Annotated in this window: 18 protein-coding genes and 1 tRNA gene; 10 read left to right on the top strand and 9 right to left on the bottom strand. The window is 73.1% G+C overall.

Annotated elements, in window-relative coordinates; translation table 11 throughout:
• Positions 1-219: 219 nt before the first annotated feature.
• Positions 220-744, top strand: a complete 525-nt coding sequence (locus tag AB3388_RS03455) for an AMIN-like domain-containing (lipo)protein (RefSeq protein WP_495409355.1) — start codon at positions 220-222, stop codon at positions 742-744.
• A 97-nt stretch (positions 745-841) separates the two neighbouring features.
• Positions 842-1,417 carry an AMIN-like domain-containing (lipo)protein gene (locus AB3388_RS03450; protein WP_495409354.1) on the top strand — a complete coding sequence of 192 codons (576 nt, stop codon included), beginning with the start codon at positions 842-844 and terminating at the stop codon, positions 1,415-1,417.
• A 53-nt stretch (positions 1,418-1,470) separates the two neighbouring features.
• On the opposite strand, the gene AB3388_RS03445 is transcribed toward AB3388_RS03450, so the two are convergent.
• Together AB3388_RS03445 and mca are read right to left on the bottom strand one after the other, a co-directional pair.
• Positions 1,471-1,782 carry a hypothetical protein gene (locus tag AB3388_RS03445; RefSeq protein WP_495409353.1) on the bottom strand — a complete coding sequence of 104 codons (312 nt, stop codon included), beginning with the start codon at positions 1,780-1,782 and terminating at the stop codon, positions 1,471-1,473.
• The gene (gene mca / locus AB3388_RS03440) at positions 1,779-2,666 is read right to left on the bottom strand and encodes a mycothiol conjugate amidase Mca (protein ID WP_495409352.1); all 888 of its coding nucleotides are present in this window, start codon (positions 2,664-2,666) and stop codon (positions 1,779-1,781) included. The genes AB3388_RS03445 and mca overlap by 4 nt, the downstream gene beginning before the upstream one ends.
• Before the next feature lie 262 nt (positions 2,667-2,928).
• On the opposite strand from mca, the gene greA reads away from it, so the two are divergent.
• Positions 2,929-3,429 (top strand): transcription elongation factor GreA, encoded by a 501-nt coding sequence (greA, locus tag AB3388_RS03435; RefSeq protein ID WP_495409351.1) that lies wholly within the window; start codon positions 2,929-2,931, stop codon positions 3,427-3,429.
• Positions 3,430-3,449: 20 nt separating this feature from the next.
• The gene (locus AB3388_RS03430; protein ID WP_495409350.1) at positions 3,450-3,779 is read left to right on the top strand and encodes an RNHCP domain-containing protein; all 330 of its coding nucleotides are present in this window, start codon (positions 3,450-3,452) and stop codon (positions 3,777-3,779) included.
• A gap of 98 nt (positions 3,780-3,877) precedes the next feature.
• Here the strand turns inward: AB3388_RS03430 and AB3388_RS03425 are convergent, their stop codons facing one another.
• The gene (locus tag AB3388_RS03425) at positions 3,878-5,953 is read right to left on the bottom strand and encodes a M3 family metallopeptidase (RefSeq protein WP_495409349.1); all 2,076 of its coding nucleotides are present in this window, start codon (positions 5,951-5,953) and stop codon (positions 3,878-3,880) included.
• A 70-nt stretch (positions 5,954-6,023) separates the two neighbouring features.
• Here AB3388_RS03425 and AB3388_RS03420 point away from each other — a divergent pair, with 70 nt between their 5' ends.
• Positions 6,024-6,761 (top strand): aminoglycoside adenylyltransferase domain-containing protein, encoded by a 738-nt coding sequence (locus AB3388_RS03420; protein WP_495409348.1) that lies wholly within the window; start codon positions 6,024-6,026, stop codon positions 6,759-6,761.
• Here the strand turns inward: AB3388_RS03420 and AB3388_RS03415 are convergent.
• The 3 genes from AB3388_RS03415 to ilvA form a co-directional block, all read right to left on the bottom strand.
• Positions 6,737-7,540: an ABC transporter permease gene (locus tag AB3388_RS03415; RefSeq protein ID WP_495409347.1), complete on the bottom strand. Its 804-nt coding sequence runs from the start codon at positions 7,538-7,540 to the stop codon at positions 6,737-6,739. The genes AB3388_RS03420 and AB3388_RS03415 overlap by 25 nt on opposite strands.
• A complete protein-coding gene (locus AB3388_RS03410; protein WP_495409346.1) occupies positions 7,537-8,538 on the bottom strand; it encodes an ATP-binding cassette domain-containing protein in 1,002 nt (333 codons plus the stop codon). Before AB3388_RS03410 ends, AB3388_RS03415 begins: the two co-directional genes overlap by 4 nt.
• A gap of 111 nt (positions 8,539-8,649) precedes the next feature.
• A complete protein-coding gene (gene ilvA, locus AB3388_RS03405) occupies positions 8,650-9,873 on the bottom strand; it encodes a threonine ammonia-lyase (protein WP_495409345.1) in 1,224 nt (407 codons plus the stop codon).
• A gap of 72 nt (positions 9,874-9,945) precedes the next feature.
• Between ilvA and AB3388_RS03400 the strand changes: the two genes are divergently transcribed.
• Genes AB3388_RS03400 through AB3388_RS03390 form a run of 3 tightly spaced genes read left to right on the top strand, consistent with a single transcriptional unit; the run spans position 9,946 to position 13,870 of the window.
• Positions 9,946-11,400: a sigma 54-interacting transcriptional regulator gene (locus AB3388_RS03400; protein ID WP_495409344.1), complete on the top strand. Its 1,455-nt coding sequence runs from the start codon at positions 9,946-9,948 to the stop codon at positions 11,398-11,400.
• Position 11,401: 1 nt separating this feature from the next.
• Positions 11,402-13,390, top strand: coding sequence for a vWA domain-containing protein (locus AB3388_RS03395; protein WP_495409343.1), 1,989 nt, complete (start codon positions 11,402-11,404; stop codon positions 13,388-13,390).
• Between the two features lie 15 nt (positions 13,391-13,405).
• Entirely contained in the window at positions 13,406-13,870 is a 465-nt protein-coding gene (locus AB3388_RS03390) for a GNAT family N-acetyltransferase (protein ID WP_495409342.1), read from the top strand.
• A 63-nt stretch (positions 13,871-13,933) separates the two neighbouring features.
• Here AB3388_RS03390 and AB3388_RS03385 read toward each other — a convergent pair whose 3' ends face one another.
• Entirely contained in the window at positions 13,934-15,235 is a 1,302-nt protein-coding gene (locus tag AB3388_RS03385; protein ID WP_495409341.1) for a DUF2252 domain-containing protein, read from the bottom strand.
• Between the two features lie 131 nt (positions 15,236-15,366).
• Between AB3388_RS03385 and AB3388_RS03380 the strand changes: the two genes are divergently transcribed.
• The gene (locus AB3388_RS03380; protein WP_495409340.1) at positions 15,367-16,389 is read left to right on the top strand and encodes an SGNH/GDSL hydrolase family protein; all 1,023 of its coding nucleotides are present in this window, start codon (positions 15,367-15,369) and stop codon (positions 16,387-16,389) included.
• Between the two features lie 97 nt (positions 16,390-16,486).
• The gene (locus tag AB3388_RS03375) at positions 16,487-17,707 is read left to right on the top strand and encodes an acetyl-CoA C-acetyltransferase (RefSeq protein ID WP_495409339.1); all 1,221 of its coding nucleotides are present in this window, start codon (positions 16,487-16,489) and stop codon (positions 17,705-17,707) included.
• Between the two features lie 127 nt (positions 17,708-17,834).
• Here the strand turns inward: AB3388_RS03375 and AB3388_RS03370 are convergent, their stop codons facing one another.
• Together AB3388_RS03370 and AB3388_RS03365 are read right to left on the bottom strand one after the other, a co-directional pair.
• Complete coding sequence (locus AB3388_RS03370) at positions 17,835-18,656, bottom strand: Bax inhibitor-1/YccA family protein (RefSeq protein WP_495409338.1); 822 nt, start codon at positions 18,654-18,656, stop codon at positions 17,835-17,837.
• Between the two features lie 127 nt (positions 18,657-18,783).
• Positions 18,784-18,857 (bottom strand) — tRNA-Leu (locus AB3388_RS03365).
• Positions 18,858-18,870: the final 13 nt, after the last annotated feature.

The raw sequence follows: 18,870 nt of genomic DNA, 5'->3' as shown, positions 1-18,870 counted from the left end.
GAGGCCCCGGTCGCCCTAGCGCGCGACAGGCAGGAGGGCAAGCAGCCACGCCGTAATCACTATCAGGAGATGCCAAGGGAATGCTCAGCAGTTCGTGATCTCGGTAACAACCTGCCTATATCCACGAGGAACGTGTCGGCGGATTCTGACGGCGGCGCCAACCACAGGAGGTCCGCCATGAGAACCCCTCTCCGCCTTCTCGTTCTCAGTCTGACGAGCGTGCTGGCCGCGCTCGCCCTCACCGTCCCCGCCCAGGCCGCCACGGACCCGTACTGCGGCATCACGTGGGGATCCCTCGACAAGAGCCGCTCCGCCGGTGGCGGGGGCTTCGTCGACGACGTCCGCGCGGGCCGGCACGCCTGCTACGACCGCCTGGTCATCGACGTCCACGGCACCCGCAGCTACGGCACCTGGCACGCGGGCTACGTCGACGAGGTGCTGGCCGACCCGTCCGGCCTGCCCGTGCCGCTGCGCGGCGGCGCGTTCCTGCAGATCTCCCTGCGCGCACCGACGTACACGCCCAGCGGCACGCTCACCTACGCCCCGGCCGACGACCGGCACCTGGTGAACGTCGCCGGCTTCCGCACCTTCCGCCAGGTCGCCCTCACCGGCTCGTTCGAGGGCGTGACGACCATCGCGCTGGGCGTGCGCGCCCGCCTGCCGTTCCGCGTGGTCGCGCTCACGGGCATCCCCGGCACGGCGAACGGCACCCGCGTCGTCCTCGACGTGGCGCACCACTGGTAACGCACTCCGACGGCGTCCCCGGGCTCGGTCCCGGGGACGCCTCCCCGGCGCACCCGCCGCGCCGACCCCCTCCTCCCTCCGCCTCCAGGAGCACACCGTGTCATCGATCAGCACCCGCCTCCGACTCCTCGTCGTGGCGCTGGCGACCCTGGCCGGGCTCGCCGTCGTCGCCCCCGCCCAGGCCGCCGCCCCGTACTGCGGCATCACCTGGGGCTCGCTGGCCAGGTCAACCGGCAGCTTCACCGACGCCGACATGGTCCACGGCGTCCGCGCGGGCCGGCACGCCTGCTACGACCGCCTGGTCATCGACCTGCGCGGCGAGGACACCAGGTTCAGTTCCTACGACGTCCGCTACGTCCGCGCCGTCACCGCCGACGGGTCGGGCGCCGTCGTCCCGCTGCGCGGCGGCGCCTTCCTGCAGGTGACGGTGGGCGCGCCGTCCTACGACGGCGACGGCCACCCGACCTTCGCCCCCGCGAACCGCCGCGAGGTGGTGCCGGTCGGCGGGTTCCGCACGTTCCGCCAGGTCGCCTGGGCCGGCTCCTTCGAGGGACGGACCGACTTCGGCCTCGGCGTCCGGGCCCGGCTGCCGTTCCGCGCCTTCGTCCTCCCCGGGGTGCCGCAGTCGGACGCCGGCCCACGCCTGGTCATCGACGTCGCGCACGCCTGGTAGGCCCGTTCCCCCGACGGCCGGTCACCCCTCGCGAGTGGCCGGCCGTCGACCGGTCAGCCCCGCGCGTCGGGGTCGGCCGGCCGGTCGTCCCGCGGCGGCTCGATCGCCCGCGGCGCCCGGCGCAGCGTGTCGAGCAGGTCCTGGCCCGGCTCCGGTCGCTCCTCGAACAGCTCCGCCGCGTCGTCCGGGACGACGACCTCCGGCCGGTCGAAGCTCGCCGGCACCCGCTTGAGGTGCCGGCTCATCGACTTGACGAGGAAGACCACGGCGATCAGCAGCAGCACGATGAGCAGCAGGCCCAGCGGACCGGCCTTGCCGACGTCCTCGGGCAGTTGCTTGTCGGCGGCGACGATGACCAGGTTCATCGCACTCCCACCTCGCTGCGGATCCCGGCGAACAGATCGTCCTCCGGCACCGGGGCGTCGACCAGGGACCGGGCCAGCTCGTAGTCCTCGGTCGGCCAGACCTGCTGCTGGACCTCCATCGGGCAGGCGAACCAGCGGCCGGTCGGGTCGATCTGGGTGGCGTGCGCGATGAGCGCCTCGTCGCGGACCGGGAAGTACTCGGCGCACGGCACGCGGGTGGTCACGCGGTGGGACACGTCGCGGGCCGGGTCCCAGTTCGCCAGCCACTCCTCGTACGGCGACTCCGCGCCGCTGGCGAGGATCGCCTCGTGCAGCGCCCGCGTGCGGTCGAGGGTGAAGCTCATGTGGTAGTAGAGCTTGCTCGGCTGCCAGGGCTCGCCCAGCTCGGGATAGCGGTCGGGATCGCCCGCGGCCTCGAAGGCGTGCACCGAGATCTCGTGGGTCCTGATGTGGTCCGGGTGCGGGTAACCGCCGCGCTCGTCGTAGGTCGTGATCACCTGCGGCCGGAACCGGCGGATCAGCGCGACCAGCGGCGCGGCCGCCTCCTCGAGCGGCACGAGGGCGAAGCAGCCCTCCGGCAGCGGCGGCAACGGGTCGCCCTCGGGCAGGCCGGAGTCGACGAAGCCGAGGAACTCCTGCTCGATGCCGAGGATCTCGCGGGCCCGCGCCATCTCCTCGACCCGGATCTGCGGGAGCCGCTCCCACACCTCGGGGCGGTCCATGGCCGGGTTGAGCACCGAGCCGCGCTCGCCGCCGGTGCAGGTCGCCACCAGCACGCGCGCGCCCTCGGCCACGTACTTGGCCATGGTGGCGGCGCCCTTGCTGGACTCGTCGTCGGGATGGGCGTGGACGGCGAGCAGGCGCAGCTGGTCGGGCGAGGTCACCCCGGCATTGTCCCCCGCCGCCGCGAGCGGGCGGCGGACCCCGCGCGGAGCCCGGCGGCCGCCGGCGCGCAAACCCCCTGTTCGAGTGCTCCGCCAGGGTGAAAGGTGGTACTCGTCACGGGTCGATCCGGTACGGTTCCGCATTCCACGGGTCGGGTCAGGACCGTGCATCCGACCGGATGACGGTGTTAGCTTGACCCGGATCGAACTTGAGGCCGTTCCCTTCGGGGGGCGGCTTCCCGACTTTCAGGAGTACCCCCACGTGTCCACCACTGACGAGCAGGACCAGGGCGTCTGGCTGACGCAGGAGGCCCACGACCGGCTGAAGGCCGAGCTCGACGAGTTGGTGGCCGCCCGCCCGGCCATGGCCGCGGAGATCAACGCCCGACGCGAGGAGGGCGATCTCCGGGAGAACGGCGGGTACCACGCCGCCAAGGACGAGCAGGGCAAGCAGGAGGCGCGCATCCGCCAGCTCACCGACCTGCTGCGCAAGGCCAAGGTCGGGAACGCGCCGACGACGGCCGACAAGGCGGTGACCGGCACCGTCATCACCATCCGGTTCCAGGGCGACGACGAGACCGAGAAGTTCCTGCTCGGCTCGCGCGAGATCGCCGGGACGACGGGCCTGACCGTCTACTCGCCCGAGTCGGCGCTCGGCTCGGCCATCCTGGGCGCCAAGCCGGGGGCGACGGTGACCTACCAGGCGCCGAACGGCCGCGACATCACCGTCGACGTCGTCGCCGTCGAGCCGTTCGTCCCCTGACGGGCAGGCGGGTGACCGGCATGGCCGGGCACGTCCGCTCGCGCCGGGCCGAGAACACCGCGTTCGTCTGCGGCCACTGCGCCGCGGACGTGCCGGCCAACACCGACGGGCACTACCGCAACCACTGCCCGTTCTGCCTGTGGTCGCGGCACGTCGACGACCTGCCCGGTGACCGCGCCAGCGAGTGCCGGGCGCTGATGGAGCCGATCGGGCTGGTCGAGAAGTCGGGCAAGGGCTGGCAGGTGGTGCACCGCTGCACGGCGTGCGGCCACCGCCAACCCAACCGGCTCGTCCGGGACGGCGACGCCCCCGACGACCTCGACCTGGTGCTGCAACTGCCCTGGTTGTAGGCCGCGGCGGCGGCTCTTGCCGTGATCTGCTCGCTTTCCAGGTCATGCAACACCGCAGGAGCACGTGAACGACCGCAGGAGCGGTGCCGAGCCCGCCGTCAGGCGACGGGGGCCAGTCCTCGTCTCCGCAGCAGGGGCGCGGGGTCGGCGTCGCGGCCGCGGACGGCGCGGAACGCGGCCAGCGGGTCCACCGAGCCGCCTCGGGAGAGCAGCCGCTCGCGGAAGGTGTCGCCGTTCTCGCGGCGCAGCCCGCCGTTCTCCTTGAACCACTCGACGGTGTCGGCGTCGAGCACCTCCGACCAGATGTAGCTGTAGTACCCGGCCGCGTAGCCCCCGGCGAAGATGTGCTGGAAGTACGTCGTCCGGTATCGCGGCGGCACGAGGTCGGAGGCGACGCCGGCCTTCTCCAGCGCGGCGCGTTCGAACTCGATCGGGTCGCCGATCTCGGTCTCCGGGGTGATCCGGTGCCAGGCCTGGTCGAGCAGCGTGGCGGCCAGGTACTCCAGGGTCGCGAAGCCCTCGCCCCACAGCGACGCCGCCTCGATGGCCTCGACCACGCTCGCCGGCAGCGGCTCCCCCGTCTCGACGTGGCGGGCGTAGTGGGCCAGCACCTGCGGCCAGCGCGCCCACATCTCGTTGACCTGGCTCGGGTACTCGACGAAGTCGCGCGGCACGCTGGTGCCGGCGAACCGCGGATAGGTCACCGCCGAGGACAGCCCGTGCAGCGCGTGGCCGAACTCGTGGAAGAGCGTGTTCACCTCGTCGAGGGTGAGCAGGGTGGGCTGGCCGGCCGCGGCCTTGGTGACGTTCAGGTTGTTCAGCACCACCGGCCGGGTGCCGAGCAGCCGCGACTGCGTGACGAAGGAACTCATCCAGGCGCCGCCACGCTTGCCCTCGCGGGCGAAGAAGTCGCCGAGGTACAGGCCGACCGCGGCGCCGTCGGCGTCGGTGACCTCCCAGACCCGGACGTCGGGGTGGTAGCCGGCCAGCTCGGGCCGCGGCGTGAACCGGTAGCCGTAGAGCCATTCCGCGGCGGCGAAGACACCGTCGACGAGCACCCGGTCCAGCTCGAAGTACGGCCGCAGCGCCGTAGTGTCGACGGCGTAGCGCTCGGCGCGCACCTGCTCGCTGTAGAACGCCCAGTCCCAGGCGGCCAGCTCGACGCCGTCGCGCGCGGCCGCCTCGGCCAGCGCCTCGGCCTCCGCCTCCGCGTTGGCGACCGACGGGCCGACCATCGACGTCAGCATGGTGTCGACCGCCTCGACCGTCTTCGCGGTCTGGTCGGCGACGACCAGGTCGGCGTGGGTGTCGAAGCCGAGCAGCCGGGCCCGCTCGGCCCGCAGCCGGGCCATCTGCGCGGCCACCGGCCGGTTGTCGTGCTCGCCGGAGGACGCCCGGGACACCGAGGCCTCGAATACCCGGCGGCGCAGCTCGCGGTTGCGCAGCTTGGCCAGCACCGGCTGGCCGGTGGGCAGCAGGAGGGTCAGCAGGTAGCCGTCCTGCCCGCGGTCGGCGGCGGCCCCCGCGGCGGCGGCGACCTCCTCGTCGTCCAGGCCGTCGAGCTCGGCGGCGTCCTCGACCCGCACGGCCGCGGCCTCGGTGGCGATCTGCAGGTTCTGACCGAACGTGGTCGACAGCGCGGACAGCTCCTGGTTGAGCTCGGTCAGCCGCGCCCGCCCGGCCTCGTCCAGCTGCGCGCCGGAGAGGACGAAGTCGAGGTGGTAGCGCTCGACAAGGCGGACCGCCTCGTCGTCCAGCCCTGCCTCGTGCCGCTGGGCGTGCACCGCGTCGATCCGGGCGAACAGCGCCGGGTCCAGCCGCAGCGCGTCGTTGTGCGCGGCCTCCAGCGGCGCGAGCTCACGCTCGATCTCCCGCAGCCGCGGCGTGGACAGCGACGAGGCGAGGTTGCCGAAGACCAGGGCGGCCCGGGTCAGCAGCTCACCGGACCGCTCCAGCGCGACGACGGTGTTCTCGAAGGACGGCGGCGCGTCGGAACCGACGATCGCGGCCACCTCCGCCCGCTGCGCGGCCATGCCGGCCAACAGCGCCTCTCGGCAGTGCTCCAGGGAGATGTCGGCGAACGGAGGGAGCCGGAACGGCAGGGACGACGGTGCGGCCAGCGGGTTGTCGGCGGGGAGGGCCGGCGCGGCGGTGGCGGAATGGGAGGCGCTCATCGGCGCCCATCCTCCGCCTCGGCGGCCTCACGGGTGCGCGGACCCCACCGGATCGCCGACACTGCCCCCCGTGCGGACCTACGCCGACGCCGTCGCCGGCCGGGTGCGCGACGTCCTCGGTCCGCGGCTGGTCGGCGTGTGGCTGGTCGGCTCCGCGGCCCTGGGCGACTTCGACCCGCGACGAAGCGACATCGACATCCAGGCAGTGGCCGACGGGCCGCTGCCGCTCGCCGAGCGCCGGGACCTGGCCGCGCGGCTGGCGCACGCGGCCCTGCCCGTTCCGGCCCGCGGACTGGAGTTCGTCCTGTACGCGGCCGGCGAACTGGCCGCCGAGGGCGGACCGCGCTTCCAGCTCAACCTCAACACCGGCCCGCGGATGGACGCACACGTGGCCTACGACGCCGCCGTGGACCCCGGTTTCTGGTTCACCATCGACGTCGACATCGCGCGCAACACGGCGGTGCCCCTGCTCGGGCCGCCGGCCGCCGACGTCTTCCCCGACCTGCCGCGGGAGCTGGTGGCGACCGCCGTCCTGCAGGGCCTGGACTGGTGGTCGGAGCACTCGGGAACCCCGACGCAGACGCTGCTCTCCGCCTGCCGCTCGTGGGCGTGGGCCACCGACGGCCGCTGGCGGTCCAAGAGCGACAGCGCCCGCTGGGCGATCGCCCGGCTGCCGGAGCCGGCCGGCGTCGAGGCGGCCCTGCGCCACCGTGCCGGTGAGGGCGCGCCACCCCCGAGCCGCGACGACGTCGAGACGGTCGTCGCCGCGGCCCGGGCGGCGCTTCAGCGGCTGGCTGTGCGCTGGTAGATCCGCACCGACAGCGGCACGAAGATCGCCAGCAGCAGCGCCATCCAGATGATCGTGTAGGTCACCGGGTGCTGCATCGGCCAGGCATCGGAGGTCTCCAGCCCCGGCGCGGTGTTGCCGAACAGCTCCCGCGTGGACTGCACGACCGCCGAGACCGGGTTCCAGTCGGCGAACGTCTTCAGCACCGGCGGGAAGTTGTTGGTCGGCACGAAGGTGTTGGCGATGAACGTCAGCGGGAAGATCACGATGAAGCTGGCGTTGTTCACCACCTCCGGCGTCCGGACCAGCAACCCGACCGTCGCCATCAGCCAGCTCATCGCGTAGGCGAACAGCAGCAGGAGCAGGAACCCGAGGGCCGCCTCCGGCACCGAGGAGTGGATCCGCCAGCCGACGATCAGTCCGGTGATCACCATGACGACGATCGAGACGGCGTTGAGCCCCACGTCGGCGCCGGTGCGGCCGACCAGCACCGCGGAGCGCGCCATCGGCAGCGACCGGAACCGGTCGATCAGCCCCTTCTGCAGGTCCTCGGCGAGGCTGTAGCCGGTGATCGTCGACCCGAAGATCACCGTCTGGGCCAGGATGCCCGGCAGCAGGAACTCGGCGTAGGAGATGCCCTGGAGCGGGATCGCGCTGCCGAAGACGTAGACGAACAGCAGCACGAACATGATCGGCGACAGCGTCGCGAAGACGAGCAGGTCGGGGACCCGCTTGACCTTGATCAGGTTGCGGCGGGTGATGGTCAGCCCATCGGAGACGGCCACGCCGAGGGAGGTCATCGCGCTGTTCCTTCCATGCCGACAGGTTCGGGTCGCGCCCCCCGGTCGCCGGCGCCGTCCTCGGCGGCGTGCCCGGTCAGGGTCAGGAAGACGTCGTCGAGGTCCGGACGGCGCAGCCCGACGTCGACCAGCTCGGCGTCGCTGCCCTCCAGCAGCCGCAGCGCCGCGGCGAGCACCTCGGCCCCGCCGCGCACCGGCAGGGTCAGCCGCCGGATCTGCTCGTCGATCTGCGGCTCGTCGACCCCCAGCGGCCGCAGCCGCTCGGCGACGTCGGGCAGCATCGCGGCACTGGTCACGGTGAACTCCAGCCGCTGACCGCCGACCTGCGCCTTGAGCTCGTCGGCGGTGCCGCGCGCGATGACGCGGCCGTGGTCGATGACCACCATGCGGTCGGCGAGCCGGTCGGCCTCCTCGAGGTACTGCGTGGTGAGCAGGATCGTCGTCCCGCCGTCGGCGAGGTCGGCGATGAACTCCCACATCGCGAGCCGGCTGCGCGGGTCGAGGCCGGTCGTCGGCTCGTCGAGGAAGAGCACCCGGGGACGGGCGATGAGCGAGGCGGCGATGTCCAGCCGCCGCCGCATGCCGCCCGAGTAGGTCTTGGCGGTGCGGTTCGCCGCGTCGGTGAGGTCGAAGCGCTCGAGCAGCTCCCCGGCCCGCTTCCGGGCCTCCCGCTTCGGCAGCCGGTAGAGCCGGCCGACCATCTCCAGGTTCTCCTGGCCGGTGAGGTACTCGTCGACCGCGGCGTACTGGCCGGTCAGCCCGATGGCGGCGCGCACCCGGTCGGCGTCGCGCACCACGTCCAGCCCCGTCACCTCCGCGCGCCCGGCGTCCGCGGTCAGCAGGGTGGTCAGGATGCGCACCACGGTGGTCTTGCCGGCCCCGTTCGGGCCCAGCAGGCCGAGGACGCTGCCCTCGGCGACGGTCAGGCTCACGCCGTCCAGTGCTGTCGTGTCGCCGAACCGCTTGACCAGGCCGTCGACGACGATCGCGTCGGTCATGACGTGCACGCTAGGGCCGAGGGGTGACGGTTTCCGACCGCATGTCGCCAGGGGCGTATCGCCAGATCCATGCCCTCAACGACCGCGCGGGACCGGCGAACTCATCGCCGCTCACTCCGGGGTCGGCGCGTAGCCGGCGCGCACCAGCGCCGCGGTCACCTCCGCGGCGTGGTCCGGCCCGCGCGTCTCCAGGACGACGAAGACCTCCACCTCGCCGACGTGCAGGCGCGCCCCGGTGCGCTCGTGCTCCACCTCGAGCACGTTGGCGCCGACGGCGGCCAGCTCGCTCAGCACCGCGGCCAGCGACCCCGGCCGGTCGGGCACCCGCAGCCGCAGGGAGAGGTAGCGCCCGGCCGCGGCCATGCCGTGCTGCACGACCTTGAGCAGGAGCACCGGGTCGATGTTGCCGCCGGAGATCACCGCGGTCACCGGTGGCGCGAAGGCCGTCGGATCGGCCAGGACGGCGGCGACCGCGGCCACCCCGGCCGGCTCGACGACCAGCTTGGCCCGCTCCAGGCAGAACAGCAGCGCGCGGGAGAGGTCCTCCTCGCTCACCGTGCGCACCTCGTCGACCAGGTCGCGGACGTGGGCGAAGGTCAGCTCGCCCGGCGCCGGGACGGCGATGCCGTCGGCCATGGTCGCCATCGACGACAGCGCCACCGGCCGGCCGGCGGCCAGCGAACCGGGGAACGCCGCGGCGCCCTCGGCCTGCACCGCCACCACCCGGACGTCGGGACGGCGGCTCTTCACCGCGGCCGCGATGCCGGACACCACTCCCCCGCCGCCGGCGCCGACGACCACCGTCGCCACGTCGGGGCACTGCTCGACGACCTCCAGGCCGACGGTGCCCTGACCGGCGATGACGTCCGCGTGCTCGAAGGGGTGGATGAACACCGCCCCGGTCCGCTCGGCGTGCTCGGCGGCGGCGACCAGCGGCTCGGCCAGTGTCTGCCCGAGCAGGTGGATCTCCGCCCCGTAGGACTTCGTCGCCGCGACCTTCGGCAGCGGCGCGGTCTCCGGCATGAACACCGTCGCCCGGGCGCCGAGCAGCTTCGCGGCCAGCGCCACGCCCTGGGCGTGGTTGCCGGCGCTGGCCGCGACGACGCCGCGGGCTCGCTCGTCGGCCGTCAGCCGGGCGATCCGGGTGTAGGCGCCGCGGATCTTGAACGAGCCGGTGCGCTGCAGGTTCTCGCACTTGAGCCAGACGGGGCCGCCGACGCGCTCGGCCAGCCCGCGCGAGTGCTCGAGCGGTGTCCGGCGGACGACCCCCTCGAGCAGCGCGGCCGCGGCCTCGACGTCGGCACCGCTGACCAGGGGGACCTCGGCAGTCGACACGCCGCCGATCCTCGCATCGACCGCGCGGCGGACCGGTGACCGGAGACACCTCCGGGTCGTACCGTGGCTGAGGTGACGGACCCCGTGCTGCAGCCGGCCACCTCTTCCCCCGCACCCACGACTCTCGGCGACCTCCGCGACAGCGGTGCCACCTACCGCACGGTCAAGGCCGAGATCCGCGCCAACCTGCTCGCCCGCCTGGGCGACGGCACGCCGAGCCTGCCGGGGATCGTCGGGTTCGAGGACACCGTCGTCCCCGAGATCGAGCGGGCTCTGATCGCCGGTCACGACGTCGTCCTGCTGGGTGAGCGCGGCCAGGGCAAGACCCGGCTGATCCGCACCCTCGTCGGCCTGCTCGACGAGTGGACGCCGGTCCTCCTCGGCAGCGAGCTCAACGAGCACCCCCTGCACCCGGTCTCGGTGTGGGGGCGCCGGCAGATCGCCGAGCACGGCGACGCCACCCCCGTCGGCTGGCTGCACCGCAGCGACCGGTTCGGCGAGAAGCTGGCCACGCCCGACACGAGCGTCGGCGACCTGATCGGCGACGTCGACCCGATCAAGGTCGCGGAGGGCCGCACGCTGGGCGACCCGGAGACCGTCCACTACGGCCTGGTGCCGCGCACCAACCGCGGCATCTTCAGCGTCAACGAGCTGCCCGACCTCGCCGAGCGGATCCAGGTCGCGCTGCTCAACGTGCTGGAGGAGCGCGACATCCAGATCCGCGGCTACCGGGTGCGGCTGCCGCTGGACCTGCTGCTCGTGGCCAGCTCCAACCCGGAGGACTACACCAACCGCGGGCGGATCATCACCCCGCTCAAGGACCGCTTCGGCGCCGAGGTGCGCACCCACTACCCGATCGAGCTCGCCGACGAGATCCGCCTGCTGCACCAGGAGGCGCTGGTGTCCTGGGGGACGACGCAGCTCGACACCCCGATCATCCCCGAGCACCTGGCCGAGATCGTCGCCCGCTTCGCCCGGCTGGTGCGGGAGTCCAGCCACGTCGACCAGCGCTCCGGCGTCAGCGCCCGGTTCGCCATCGCCGGCCTGGAGACGATCGCCGCCTCCGCCGTCCGCCGGGCCGCCGTCGCCGGGGAGACCCGGCCGGTCGCCCGGGTGGTCGACCTGCCGAGCATCGTCCCGGCCAGCCGGGGCAAGGTCGAGTTCGCCGACGCCGGGTCCGATCCGGACGACGAGCGCGAGCTGGAGGTGCTCGAGCACCTGCTCCGCCAGGCGACGGCGCAGACCTTCCGCGCCCGCTGCGCCGGGCTGGACCTCTCCGGGCTGCAGGAGCACTTCACCGGCGGGGAGACCGTCGAGTCCGGCGAGCTGGTGCCGGCGGCCGCGCTGCTCGGCCAGCTCGGCACCATCCCGAAGCTCGCCGAACTGCTCGGCCGGCTCGGCGTCCCGGAGGGCGAGCAGTCCGCCGAGCAGGCCGCGGCGGCCGTGGAGTTCGCGCTCGAGGGGCTGTACCTGACCCGCCGGCTGGCCAAGGACACCGACGGCGGCCGCACGGTGTACGGAGCCTGACGTGGCCATCCGGAGGGGCAACCGCGGCTACCGGTACGGGCGGTGGCACGGCGGCCCCGACCCGCTCGCCCCGCCGTACGACCTGGGCAACGCCGTCGACGAGATCGGCGACTCGGTGCTCGGCGGCAGCGGCGTCCGGGAGGCGCTGCGCGAGCTGCTGCGCCGGGGCATGCAGGGCCGCCGCGGCCTCGACGAGCTGCGCCGCTCGGTGCGCGACCGGCTGCGCCAGGCGCGCACTGCCGGCCGCATGGACGGCACCCTGCAGGAGGTCCGCGAGCTGCTGGACAAGGCCCTGACCGCCGAGCGGCGGGAGCTGTTCCCGGACCCGGACGACAGCGCGCGGCTGGCCGAGGCCGAGCTGGACGCGCTGCCCGACGACACCGCCGGCGCCGTCCGGGCGCTCAAGGACTATCCGTGGCGCTCGGACGAGGCCCGCCAGGCCTACGAGCAGATCCAGGACCTGCTGCGCCGCGAGGTGCTCGACAGCTCCTTCTCCTCGATGAAGCAGGCGCTGGAGAACGCCAGCGCGGAGGACATGCAGGCCGTCAAGGACATGGTCGCCGACCTGTCGAACCTCCTCGACGCGCACAACCGCGGCGAGGACACCGACGAGATGTTCCGCGACTTCATGGACAAGCACGGCCAGTTCTTCCCGGACAACCCGCAGAACATCGACGAGCTGATCGACTCGCTGGCCCGCCGGGCGGCCGCCCAGGAACGGATGATGGCCGGGATGTCGCCCGAGCAGCGGGCGGAGCTGGCCGACCTGATGGCCCAGACCATGCAGGACATGGGCCTGGCCAGCGAGATGGCGCACCTGCAGGACGCGCTCCGGCAGGCCCGCCCCGACCTGCCGTGGGGGCAGCGCGGCCAGGTGCCCGACGGCTCGCAGCAGCTGGGCCTGGGCGATGCCACGACCGCGGTGGCCGAGCTGGCCGACCTCGAGGCGCTGTCCAACCAGCTCTCGCAGGGCTACGCCGGCGCCTCGCTGGCCGACGTCGACGAGGAGCTGCTGCAGCGGGCGCTCGGCCGCGACTCCGTCGACGACCTCGCGGCGCTGCGCCAGCTGGAGCGCGAGCTGGAGCGGCAGGGCTACCTCAACCGGTCCGACGGGAAGCTGGAGCTCTCGCCCAAGGCGGTCCGCCGGCTCGGCGCCACCGCGCTGCGCCGGGTGTTCGCCAAGCTCACCGCCACCGGCCGCGGCGACCACGACGTCGCCGACGCCGGCGCCGCCGGGGAGCTGACCGGCAGCTCGCGGGAGTGGCGCTTCGGCGACGAGCAGCCGCTGGACGTCGTCCGGACGGTGAAGAACGCCGTCCTGCGCACCGCCGCCGAGCCCCGCGCGGAGGGCGACCGCGCGGTCAAGATCGCCGTCGACGACTTCGAGGTGGTCGAGACCGAGCGGCGCACCGGCGCCGCGGTCGCCCTGCTGGTCGACCTCTCCTACTCCATGGCGCTGCGCGGCACGTGGGGCGCGGCGAAGTCGACCGCGATGGCGCTGCACTCGCTGGTGACCACCCGGTTCCCGCAGGACGCCATCCAGATCATCGGCTTCTCCTCCACCGCCCAGGTGCTGCGGCCCGAGACGCTGGCCGAGCTGTCGGTGGACACCCTGCAGGGCACCAACCTGCAGCACGGTCTGATGCTCGCCCGCCGGTTCCTGGCCCATCACCGGGACGCCGAACCGGTGGTGCTGATCGTCACCGACGGCGAGCCGACCGCGCACCTGGAGGACGACGGGACGCCGTTCTTCTGCTGGCCGCCGATGCCCGAGACGATCGCCCGGACGGTGGCCGAGGTGGAGCGGGTGGCGCGCACCGGGGCGACGGTGAACGTCTTCGCGCTCGACCCCGACCCGGGGCTGGTGCACTTCGTCCACGACCTGACCCAGCGCGCGGGCGGGCGGGTCTTCCAGCCCGACAGCGAGCGGCTCGGCGAGTACGTCGTCGCCGACTATCTGCGCACCCGTCGGGGGCGCCGCGCCCGCTGAAGGGACACTGGGCGGGTGGGCTCCGAGGCGCTGACCGGCACGATCACGATCGAGAAGGTCGACGCCGCGGCCACCTACGCGCTGCGCATGCAGGAGCTCCGGGAGGGCCGGTCGCCGGAGATCGAGGAGGACGACGCGCCCTACACGCTGCACCTGGCCGCCCGCCTCGACGACGGCGGGATCGTCGGCGTCGTCCGCTTCCACCCGCGCGACTGCCCCTGGCGGGACACCGAGGGCTCCTGGCAGCTGCGCGGCATGGCCACCGATCCGCGGGTACGCGGCCACGGGGTCGGGCGGGCGCTGGTGGCCGAGGGGCTGATCCGGGTGTCGGCGACGTCCGGGCAGCTGGTGTGGTGCGACGCGCGCAAGGCCGCCGTCGGCTTCTACGAGCGGATCGGCTTCACGATCGTCACCGAGGAGTACGACCTGCGCCCGGTCGGCCCGCACCGCGGCATGCTCATCGAGCTCCCGATCCGCTGACGCCGGGCATGGGAAGCCACACATGCGTTTCGCGGCCGAAGACACACGTTTCGCTTCCCATGCCTAGGACGGGGCGGGGGCGTCGCCGCTGGAGGTGATCCCCGGGATCACCCCGGCGCGGAAGGCGTCGACGAAGAGCCGGTGGTCCTCCTGCGTCCGGCGCGCGTAGTCGTGCGCGAACCCGACCAGGTCGGCGAGGAACTCCTCGCGCCGCTCGCCGATCATCGCGGTGATCGCCTCCTCGGTCTGGAACGGCACCAGGTCGTGGTCGCTGTCGGCGTCACCGACGCAGTGCACCTTCGCCGTGGCGCGCCCGAGCTGCGCCATCACCGGGCGGATCTCGTGCGGCTCGGTGAGCTCCTCCCAGTCCAGGTCCAGCTCGTACGGCGAGAGCTCGGCGACGAAGAAGCCGGTGCCGTCGATCTCGGTGTGGCCGACGAACTGCGACGTGTGCGCCTGCAGCGCACGCTGGCTCAGCGCCGTCCGGTGCCCCTCGTGGTCGAAGTGCTCGCGGATCTCCGCATCGGTCACCACCCGGCTGGGGGCGGCGACGTTGCCCTGCTTCAGCGACAGGACGACGTCGTTCTCCAGCGCCTGGTCGTAGCCGTCGAGCAGCACGTTGTAGGCGGGCAGGCCGGCGCTGCCGATGCCGAAGCCGCCGGTGCCGACGACGTCCTTCACGTCGAAGGCCACGTCACGCCGCCGCGCGGGCGGGTACACCGTCTCCCGGTAGCGGTCGATCGCGGCGAGCACCTCCGCCCGCTCGTCGTCCTCGAGCCGGCGGTTGCGCGGGCTGTCGGCGAACCGGCGCTCGAACCGCTCGACGACCGTGAGCCGGTCGAGCAGGGCGATGCGGGTGCGGGCCGTCGTCTCGAGGATGGCGTCGTGCACCGCGCCCTCGGTGTTCTCCCGGACGAGGGCGAACGTCCGGTCGTCGGCGGAGCGGGTGAAGGCGGTCACCTGGTCCAGGTAGGAGGTGAGGTAGCCGCGCAGCAGGTCCTCGATGACGTCGTCGGACAGCGCCTTGCTCCAGGCCAGCAGCGCGAAGCTGGCGGCGAAGCGGCGCAGGTCCCAGCTGACGTGGCCGAGGTAGGCCTCGTCGAAGTCGTTGACGTCGAACACGATGCGGCCGGAGCCGTCCATGTAGGTGCCGAAGTTCTCCGCGTGCAGGTCACCCTGGATCCACACCCGCGACGTCCGCTCGTCGCTCCACGGATCGTCGAGCGTCGTCATGTCGGCGTAGAACAGGCAGGCCGACCCCCGGTAGAACGCGAACGGGTCGGCGGCCATCTTGCGGAACTTGGTGCGGAAGGCGTCCGCGTCGGCCCGCATGAGCTCGGCGAAGGCGTCCACCAGCACGTCCACGATCACCTGCGCGCGGTCGGACCCACTGTCGGGGGATACCGGTACCGAGGACGAGGACACAGAGTCACCGTAGGGGGCGGTTAGCCTGCGAGTCAGGTGATCGACCACCCGAGAAAGAGGACGGGGACAGGGTGACGCGGGCGAGCACAGCGCGACGGCTGGCGGCGGGGGCCGCATACGGCGGTGGCGGCGTCGGCCTGCTCGGCGCGGCGCTGCTGGGACTGCTGCGGGAGCAGGCCCGGTCGGCGCGCCGCAAGGTCGAGGCCCGCACCTCCAAGGACGACCCGCCCTCGGGGAACGGCCTCTACGGCCGCGGCCGCGGCAAGCCGCTCGTGTTCGCCGTCCTCGGGGACTCCAGCGCCGTGGGGCTGGGCGTGGAGCGGGCCGCCGAGACCCCGGGAGTGCTGGTCGCCGCGGCCCTGGCCGAGCTGGCCGAGCGCCCGGTGCGCCTGGTGCGGCTGGCCGTCTCCGGCGCGGTCTCCCGTGACCTGGACGACCAGGTCACCAAGGCCCTGGCCGAGCAGCCGGACGTCGCGGTGATCATGATCGGCGCGAACGACGTCACCAGCCGGACCAAGCCGGCGGTCTCGGTGCGGCACCTCGCCGACGCCGTCTCGCGGCTGGTCGAGGCCGGCTGCGAGGTCGTCGTCGCCACCTGCCCGGACCTCGGCACGATCCGGCCGATCGGCCAGCCGCTGCGGCTGCTGGCCCGCCGGTGGAGCCGCCAGATGGCGGCCGCGCAGACCATCGCCGTCGTCGCGGCCGGCGGGCGGACGGTGTCGCTGGGCTCGGTGCTCGGGCCCTCCTTCGCCTCCGACCGCACCCTGTTCAGCATCGACGAGTTCCACCCGAGCGCGGCCGGCTACGCCGCCGCGGCGGCGTGCCTGCTGCCCTCGATCGCCGACGCCGTCGGCGTCTGGCCCGCGGCCCCCGAGCGCGGGCTGCGGCCGCTGCGCCGCGAGACGGTCAAGCCGGTCGCCCAGGCCGCGGCGCGTGCGGCCAGCCGGCCGGGCACCGAGGTCCAGGCCACCGAGGTCCGCGGCTCCGACACCGGTCCGCGCGGGCCGTGGGCGCAGCTGCGCCGTCCCCGGCCGACCGAGATGCCCACGCCCGAGCAGGCGGAGGAGGCGGCCGAGGCCCCGATCGGGGGCTGAGGTCCCCGGCCCGGTCGCGTTACCCGGGAGTAGTTTCGCGGGTGTTCCGCCGTCCGGTGCTCCAGCGTCGGAGCCCGACCTTCTCGTGGAGGACCCCATGCCCGAAGCAGTCATCGTCGCGACCGCGCGTTCACCCATCGGTCGCGCGTTCAAGGGGTCGCTCAAGGACCTGCGGCCCGACGACCTCGCCGCCACCATCGTGCGGGCCGCGCTGGACAAGGTGCCCGCGCTCGACCCGGCCGACATCGACGACCTGATGCTCGGCTGCGGCCTGCCCGGCGGCGAGCAGGGCTTCAACATGGCGCGCGTCGTCAGCATCCTGCTCGGCTACGACCACCTGCCGGGGACGACGATCACCCGCTACTGCTCGTCCTCGCTGCAGACCACCCGCATGGCCATGCACGCGATCAAGGCCGGCGAGGGCGACGTCTTCATCTCCGCGGGCGTCGAGATGGTGTCCCGGTTCGTCAAGGGCAACTCGGACTCGCTGCCCGACACCCACAACCCCGCGTTCTCCGAGGCCGAGACCCGCGTGGCCAAGGTCGCCGAGAGCGGCGCCGACACGTGGACCGACCCGCGCGAGAACGGCGACGTCCCCAACGTCTACATCGCCATGGGGCAGACGGCCGAGAACCTGGCGCTGCTCAAGAACGTCTCCCGGCAGGAGATGGACGAGTTCGCCGTCCGCAGCCAGAACCTGGCCGAGGAGGCCATCAACAACGGCTTCTGGGAGCGGGAGATCACCCCGGTCACCGCGCCCGACGGCACCGTCGTCAGCACCGACGACGGCCCGCGCCCCGGCACCACGCTGGAGGGCATCTCCGCCCTCAAGGCCGCGTTCCGTCCCGACGGCCGGGTGACCGCCGGCAACGCCTGCCCGCTCAACGACGGCGCGGCCGCGGTGATCGTCATGAGCGACACCAAGGCCCGCGAGCTCGGCCTGACCCCGCTGGCGCGCATCGTCTCGACCGCGGTCACCGGCCTCTCGCCGGAGATCATGGGCTACGGCCCGGTGGCGGCGTCACAGCTCGCGCTGCAGCGGGCCGGCATGACCATCGACGACATCGACCTCGTGGAGATCAACGAGGCGTTCGCCGCGCAGGTGATCCCGAGCTACCGGGACCTGAACATCGACATCGACAAGCTGAACGTGCACGGCGGCGCGATCGCCGTGGGCCACCCGTTCGGCATGACCGGCGCCCGCATCACCGGCACGCTGATCAACGGTCTGCAGACCCGGGACAAGACGTTCGGCCTGGAGACCATGTGCGTCGGCGGCGGCCAGGGCATGGCGATGGTCATCGAGCGCCTGAGCTGAGCCCACCACCCGGGCTCCCGGTACGGAGAGCCCGGTCACTTCCGGAGCCGACGAACCGCTCCGGACATGACGGTGGCCCGGCCCCCTCGGGGGGACCGGGCCACTGTCGTGTGGAGCCGGGGTCAGGTCACTCGCGGAAGTAGCTGAGCAGCCGGAGGATCTCCAGGTACAGCCACACCACGGTGACCAGCAGGCCGAAGGCGATGTACCACGCGAACTTCGCCGGAGCGCCGCGGCGGATCGCCTCGTCGGCCATGTCGAAGTCGAGCAGCAGGCAGAACGCCGCCACGCCGATCACGACCAGGCTGAAGACGATCGCCAGCGTGCCGCCGTCGCGCAGGCCCAGGCCGTTGTCGGACCAGAAGTAGGCCACCCAGTTGGCCAGCGCCAGGACCAGGACGCCGACGAGCGCGCCGATGATCCACCGTGTGAGCTTCGGGGTCACCCGGATGGCACCGGTCTTGTAGACCACCAGCATGCCCGCGAAGACGCCGAGCGTGCCGATCACCGCCTGGATGACGATGCCCTCGTAGACGGTGTTGAAGGCCTCGCTGATCGCGCCGAGGAAGACACCCTCAGCGGCGGCGTAGGCCAGGGTGGCCGCCGGGTTGGCGATCATCTTGAAGGAGATGACCAGGCTGAGCACGAAGCCGACCAGGATCGCCGGGAGCGCCAGGCCCCAGCCGGTCGTGCCGGGCAGCGCCCAGATCCCCGCGGCGGCCAGGACGGTGACCAGGAAGGAGATCCCGGTCTTGGTGACGACGTCGTCCATCGTCATGTAGCGGGTCGCCGACTTGGCGTACGGCGACGGGGCTGCGTAGGGGTCGTACTGCGTGGGGGCGCCGTACTGAGGCGCCCCGTACTGCTGGGTGGCACCCCAGCCGCCGTACTGCCCGCTCCGGGTGGCGCTCTGGAAGCCGCGCCCGAAAGCCGGGTTGCTGCTGGGCATCGTCATCTCCTCGAAGGTGACTGGTCGGTCTGGGAGTCCACGGTGGCGGACTCCACGCGGTCAGGTCAACGCCCCGCGCCGCCTGCGCGTTCCCGGACGCCGGCGGTCACCCCGACGGGGGTGCACGTGCCCCCGGTCGGGTTCGAACCGACACTGGGACCCTTTTAAGGGGCCTGCCTCTGCCAGTTGGGCTACGGGGGCGGTGTGCGCACGG

Source organism: Geodermatophilus sp. SMS 5-13 (assembly GCF_059428245.1).
The sequence above is the reverse complement of the archived record's forward strand: the minus strand, read 5'-3'. Positions and strand labels throughout refer to the sequence as shown.

Coding starts and splice junctions, on each gene's coding strand:
- AB3388_RS03445 (WP_495409353.1), bottom strand. CDS start 1,782: ATGAACCTGGTCATCGTCGCCGCCGACAAGCAACTGCCCGAGGACGTC.
- AB3388_RS03430 (WP_495409350.1), top strand. CDS start 3,450: ATGGCCGGGCACGTCCGCTCGCGCCGGGCCGAGAACACCGCGTTCGTC.
- AB3388_RS03425 (WP_495409349.1), bottom strand. CDS start 5,953: ATGAGCGCCTCCCATTCCGCCACCGCCGCGCCGGCCCTCCCCGCCGAC.
- AB3388_RS03415 (WP_495409347.1), bottom strand. CDS start 7,540: ATGACCTCCCTCGGCGTGGCCGTCTCCGATGGGCTGACCATCACCCGC.
- AB3388_RS03410 (WP_495409346.1), bottom strand. CDS start 8,538: ATGACCGACGCGATCGTCGTCGACGGCCTGGTCAAGCGGTTCGGCGAC.
- AB3388_RS03375 (WP_495409339.1), top strand. CDS start 16,487: ATGCCCGAAGCAGTCATCGTCGCGACCGCGCGTTCACCCATCGGTCGC.
- AB3388_RS03370 (WP_495409338.1), bottom strand. CDS start 18,656: ATGCCCAGCAGCAACCCGGCTTTCGGGCGCGGCTTCCAGAGCGCCACC.